The following is a 6,099-nucleotide window of genomic DNA, read 5'->3' as shown; positions in this document are numbered from 1 at the left end:
GTGATTGGATCTCTCAGCCAACATAAATCAACTTTATCTTTACTGATATCAAAACCAATAAACATCATCTCTACTTACTCCCCTTGTACATACAGCATCAACTTAATCTAAGAGTGCTTGGATACCATTCAGTTTGTTGAGAATTGGAAGCTAGGGCTTAATCTACGGCTCAGTATCAAGTACTGGGCGGGGCTACAAGCTCACTAACTTCCGATGTAATAAATGATAGCTAATCATCTATTACAGAGAGATACAAGGCTGGGCTATTAGATTAAAATCTGTGTTATTGATTTTTCATTAATTTGCTGGTGATCACACCTGAGGTCATAGAGCCTGATACGTTGAGCGCAGTGCGTGCCATATCTATTAAGGGTTCAATAGAAATAAGTAAAGCCACAACCTCTATAGGTAATCCCATGGTAGGCAATACAACCAACGCTGCGAAGGTAGCACCACCACCAACACCTGCAATACCAAACGAGCTAATAACTACAATACCAATTAACGGTAAAATAAACTCAAATGTAAGTGGGTCTATCCCCACACTTGGCGCAACCATCATTGCGAGCATCGCAGGATAAATACCAGCACAGCCGTTTTGACCAATAGTGGCACCAAAAGAAGCCGATAAGTTTGCAATTGCTGGTGGTACTTTTAACTGGTTAATTTGCACATCGACATTCATAGGAATGGAGGCCGCTGAGCTACGTGAGCTAAATGCAAAGGTCAGTACTGGCCAGATTTTTTCAAAATAATGCTTTGGGTTTACACCCACAAAGCTAAGCAATAAGCCATGCACAACAAACATTAATAAAATAGCCACATACGAGGCAACAATAAAGGCAAGTAAATTTAAAATATCGTTACTGCTAGAGTTTGCCACGACGCTTGCCATTAGGCCCGCAACACCATAAGGAGTGAGTGCAATCACCATGCGAACTAAGCTCATTACCATAGCTTGTAGGGCGTTTACACCGTTACGAATTGGGCTGGCAAGTTCTGTTTTTTCCAGCATTACTTTACGTGCAGCTATACCAACAAGGACACCAAATATAACCGTGGCAATAATAGAGGTTGAACGTTGATTACTTAAATCCGCAAAGGGGTTTTCAGGAATAAAGCTCAGTAGCATTTGCGGCACGCTTAAGTCGGCTACATTCGCAGCTTTGCTTTGTAGGGTGTCCATTCTAGCGGCTTCTCGAGTACCCGAAACTAATCCTTCAATGCTCAAGTCAAACCCATAGGTGACAGCAATACCCACCAAAGCGGCAATTGCTGTGGTAAAGAGTAAAACAGAAATACTAATAAATGATATTTTACCTAAAGAGCCTTGGTTTTCGAGCTTTACCACTGCGGCAATCATAAAAATTAATACCAATGGCATGATGATCATTTTTAATAAACCGACATAGCCTTTACCCACCACGCTTACCCAGCTGAGTATTTCTTTAATCGTCTCTGGAGAGTGGGCAAATAAAAACTGTAGGGCTAAGCCAAAGGTGCTGCCAAGCACTAAGCCAAATAAAACGGTACGAGATAAAGAGCTGCTTTTTTGCGAAACAAGATAAATCGCGAACAGCAAACCGACAAATAATGCCAACATTAATAATACAGCAAGCGACATAGTACCCTCTTTTATAGCTGTGAATTAGCGCGGCACTTTAACGCTTTGTAAGACGTTAACAAAATACGCTTTCGCTATGGTATAGAATTAAAATGAATATAGTAATAATATTAAAGTATAACGAATGAGCACATTGTTGAAAAAATTAGCCCATATGATTGTATTTTCTTTAATTTATGGCGTTTACTAGATGAAAGTAAGATCTTAACTACAAATAAAATCGTAACCCTAATACGTAGTAATAAATTAATTTGTTCACTTTAGTTTTTATTTAAAAGAGGGAGTAGAGGTATGTTAAAGGCAATAATGGCACTGGTGATGGTTTTAGTGGTTAATGGGTGTTCAACCCAATACCCAAACCAAGCACTACTTGGTAAGCAATTTCCTACTGTGACGGGAGAAAGCTTAGAGCAAAAGTCATTCACCATTCCTGAGGACTTTAACAACCCCAATACGTTGCTGTTAATTGGTTATAAACAAGATAGCCAGTTTGATATTGATCGTTGGCTTATTGGTTTAGATATGAGCGCAGTGAATGTGACCGCTTATGAGTTGCCCACTATTCAGGGTATGGTTCCTCGCATGTTTAGTACCTTAATCGATAGCGGTATGCGCAAAGGGATCCCAAAAGAGTTGTGGGGTGGGGTGATCACAATTTACAAAGATGGCGATAAGGTTCAAGCATTTACTGGTAACGAAAACCCGAATAACAGCCGCGTAATACTGCTTGATGAGAGTGGCAAAATTATTTACTTTTACGACCGTGGCTTTTCGGTCTCCGCGTTAAATAATTTAAAAGCGGTGATTGAAAAGCAATAGGTTGCAGGTAAAGTTAGCATGCCTTTGGGCATGCTATAACTAAACGTTAGCGTGCCACGTTACAAAATCATTATTCGCTTACGTTGTTTCTGCCTTTCTTTTTAGCTCTATAAAGCGCTAAATCAGCATTTTTTAAAGCCTCGTCAAAGCTTTGTTTTGCTGTTCTTTGTGCTACGCCAATAGAAACAGTCACGTTCACCGTTTTATTGTCGCTTGGCTGTTTACCTTTGCGAGATTTTTTATCTGTGCGTTTTGGGTTTCTGATCACCATGTCGTAAGTTGCAATATTTTGACGCAGTGTTTCGAGTTCAGGAATTGACTGCTCAGCTGTTTTTCTTGGAAATACAACGGTAAATTCCTCTCCGCCATAGCGGTAAATCTTGCCACCCCCTTTAACGCCACTCATTTTTGCTGCCACTAGCTTAAGTACTTGGTCGCCAATATCATGGCCATAGGTGTCGTTGAATTTTTTAAAGTGGTCAATATCGAGCATAGCAACAGTGTATTTTCGCCCTAATGATAGAGCAAGCTGATTAAGTGCGCGGCGCGTTGGTAAGCTCGTTAAATCGTCTCTGTAAGCTAAATAATAAGAGTCGGTACTCACCGCTAATAAATACAGAGAAGCCATAAGTACAGCAATGACAGACCAAGGAAAATCAATAATGTGTTGCTGATTAAGGCACCACACAATAAAAGTAATGAGTAACGCCGTTTGCGTCAGGTTATGTGTTCTTACGCTTTGCCAAATGAGTAAGCTGCCAATGAGCGACAGTGGTAAAGCTATGGGTAAATAAGGAAGCAGTTGAGTATAAACAGAAGGTTGTAATGATAGCCCTTGTAAATGCAGACTCAGTGCCAGCCACGCAAACGCTGCGCCGCCACATAGAATAATTAATAAGGTTCGGGTCGCAGTGTGTATTGATAAAAGTGCGCGATCTTTTATCACGGCTAACAACATTAATAAACTTGCAGCGCATAGTAAAACCCAATCAGATTGCGCTTTAAGCCAACTTGACCACGGCAAAGCATACTCAAGTGAACATAAATAAAGTAACCAAAATGCGCACAAAATAGCGACTCGACTTCGATTAAACTGAGTGGCAAATATAGCGGTAATAATTAGTAATGGATAAACAAGATTATTAATAAGAGAGAGTTTACTTTGCCATTGGGTTTGAAATTGAGTTAATAACAAAAATAATCCACACACAGCTAAAAGACTCAAAGAAGTTGATTTAACTCCTGCTAATTTTAACAACCCATGCTCCAAAGACCGATGCCTAAAAAAATAAAAGCTTATTGTATTGATATATAAAAAATATTACTACTTTAATGCTTGTTAATTATTTAAAAACAATACTTTAAAACTAATTTTAATGCTTTTTATCGACATTTTTTAACCAAATGTATGACATTTTAGTAAATGTAAAAATAGTGAGCAGATTAAATTCAACAAGGTGGGAGACGATGTAAAAAGCGTTTAAACATTGAATAAGGCCATCCATGGCCTATTAATTAATCGTTTTTGTAGTAAGGGTAGTCACTGTAACCTTGCTCAGTCCCGCCATACATAGTGGCTGCATCGGCATCATTTAATGGCCATTGATTTTTTATGCGCGCTGGTAAATCAGGGTTTGCAATAAAAGGGCGACCAAAAGCAAATAAATCACCGTAGCCTTTAGCTAACATCGCCACCGCTTTTTCAACAGTGTACTTACCAGCGTAAATAATACGCCCAGAAAATTCAGCTCTAGCTGCTTGATAAAATAGCTCTGGTAAATCAGGAGCATTGTCCCAATCAGCTTCTGCAATTGAAAGGTAAGCAATACCGGCTTGTTCAAGTACTTTAATCGCTTCAATGTAGGTATGATGTGGGTCTGATTCTACTAACCCTAAATAAACACGGGTTTCATCAGTACTGCTAAATAAGGGCGCAAATCTAACCCCTAAGCGCTCAGGGCCTACTACGTCACTTACTGCCGCGACAATTTCTTTTAAAAAGCGCAGGCGATTAGTAAGAGATCCGCCGTATTCATCATCTCGTTTATTGGTGTGCTCAGAAATAAACTGATTTACTAAATACCCATTAGCACAATGCAGTTCTACGCCATCAAACCCCGCTTCTAGCGCATTACGGGCAGCTTGTGCATACATGCCAACAAGCTCTTTTACTTCATCGGTTGTTAAAGCTTGTGGTTCACTTGGGTTGGCTAAAGCGCCTTGAGCCGGTCCTGTTTCAATAAAGACTTTAACGCTATCAGCTGTTAGAGCTGAGGGGGCAATAGGTTTGGCTTCATTAGGCTGTAAGCTGGTATGTGAAACGCGGCCAACGTGCCAAAGCTGGGCAAAAATAATTCCACCTTCTGCATGTACTGCATCAGTTACTTTTTTCCAACCAGCTATTTGTTGATTAGAATGAATGCCTGGTGTCCAAGCATACCCTTGTCCTCTTGGTTCAATTTGAGTGCCTTCGGTAACCATAAAACCGGCACTAGCACGCTGTGCATAATATGTGGCCATCACCTCGTTGGGGATATTGCCAGGAACTGTGCTGCGTGAGCGTGTAAGTGGCGGCATTACAATACGGTTTTTAAGTGTGTATGGGCCTAAATTGATTGATGAAAATAGACTGTCGATATTCTTACTTGGTTGACTCATTTTAATACCTTTTAAATTAATAATGCTGTTTAGCGCCAATTACAATGCTGGTGAGCATAGGGATTAAAAGGTACAATTTGAAACAATGTTTTTTTGTTTAAGATACAATTATGAATGGTATATCTCGGCTTGATATAAAACAATTACGAATATTGAGTGCATTACTTAAACTAAAAAATGTGTCGGATGTGGCCCGCAAAATGGGCTTAACCCAGCAGGCTATTAGTGAGCAGCTGCGAAAATTGCGTGACTTATTTGACGATCGGCTTTTTATTCGCCAAGGCAATACAATGGTTGCAACACCTAAAGCAATTGCACTAGAGAAGCCCATTAATCAAATATTAACTCAGGTAGAAGCGTTATTAATACCTAAACAATTTACCCCAAGTAGTTACAAGGGCGTATTTACAATAAGTGCGACTGATTACGCTATAGCAGCTCTTTTGCCACAATTATTAGAAATAACAAGACGCGAAGCGCCAGGATTAAAGCTGATTATTCGTGACTTTGCCTCTGATAATGTTAATCAATTAATAAGTGCAGGAGAGCTGGATTTATTAATTAGTTTTCCTGAATTTATCCCTACAAACTTAATCTATGACACATTATTTGAAGAACAACATATTTGTATTGCGGGGAAAGACACGGTGTTTTCTTCATCGACGTTGAGCCTTGCTGAAGTGGCGGCACACCCTCAATTAGTGGTTTCAGCGTCACGTGCTAACTTAAGAGGCTCTCACGACCAATGGTTTGCTGATAAGGGCTATGCGCGCAATATAGTTATGTCAGTGCCTGGCTTTTCATTTGTCCCCGATTTGCTTTGCAGTACTGACTTAATTGCTTTTTACCCATCGCGTTTACTGCCAAACGCCAAAGTGAAACAGCTTGAAGTTGAATTATTACCACCGCCATTTAAGGTGATTGCAGCGTGGCATCCACGTTCAAATAACAGCGATATTCACCAGTGGTTAATAGCACAATTAAAACGGATTTAGTGA

The 6,099-nt window shown here is 39.9% G+C and carries 5 protein-coding genes; 2 read left to right on the top strand and 3 right to left on the bottom strand.

All coding sequences use genetic code 11. The features are described from left to right. Positions 1 to 283: 283 nt before the first annotated feature. Positions 284 to 1,624: an L-cystine transporter gene (locus ND6B_RS14280; protein ID WP_033102885.1), complete on the bottom strand. Its 1,341-nt coding sequence runs from the start codon at positions 1,622 to 1,624 to the stop codon at positions 284 to 286. Between the two features lie 291 nt (positions 1,625 to 1,915). On the opposite strand from ND6B_RS14280, the gene ND6B_RS14285 reads away from it, so the two are divergent. Continuing rightward, positions 1,916 to 2,443: a hypothetical protein gene (locus ND6B_RS14285; protein ID WP_033102884.1), complete on the top strand. Its 528-nt coding sequence runs from the start codon at positions 1,916 to 1,918 to the stop codon at positions 2,441 to 2,443. 70 nt (positions 2,444 to 2,513) lie between these two features. Here the strand turns inward: ND6B_RS14285 and ND6B_RS14290 are convergent, their stop codons facing one another. Both ND6B_RS14290 and ND6B_RS14295 read right to left on the bottom strand, forming a co-directional pair. Then, positions 2,514 to 3,701: a GGDEF domain-containing protein gene (locus tag ND6B_RS14290; protein ID WP_235420440.1), complete on the bottom strand. Its 1,188-nt coding sequence runs from the start codon at positions 3,699 to 3,701 to the stop codon at positions 2,514 to 2,516. A 257-nt stretch (positions 3,702 to 3,958) separates the two neighbouring features. Further along, positions 3,959 to 5,101: an alkene reductase gene (locus ND6B_RS14295; RefSeq protein ID WP_200882074.1), complete on the bottom strand. Its 1,143-nt coding sequence runs from the start codon at positions 5,099 to 5,101 to the stop codon at positions 3,959 to 3,961. A gap of 110 nt (positions 5,102 to 5,211) precedes the next feature. Here ND6B_RS14295 and ND6B_RS14300 point away from each other — a divergent pair, with 110 nt between their 5' ends. Then, the gene (locus ND6B_RS14300) at positions 5,212 to 6,096 is read left to right on the top strand and encodes a LysR family transcriptional regulator (RefSeq protein ID WP_033102881.1); all 885 of its coding nucleotides are present in this window, start codon (positions 5,212 to 5,214) and stop codon (positions 6,094 to 6,096) included. The last annotated feature ends 3 nt before the right edge of the window (positions 6,097 to 6,099 follow it).

This window comes from Pseudoalteromonas sp. ND6B (genome assembly GCF_000764215.1).
GTDB lineage: Bacteria > Pseudomonadota > Gammaproteobacteria > Enterobacterales > Alteromonadaceae > Pseudoalteromonas > Pseudoalteromonas tetraodonis.
Note: the sequence above shows the minus strand (reverse complement) of the source record. Positions and strands in the feature narration are given on the sequence as shown.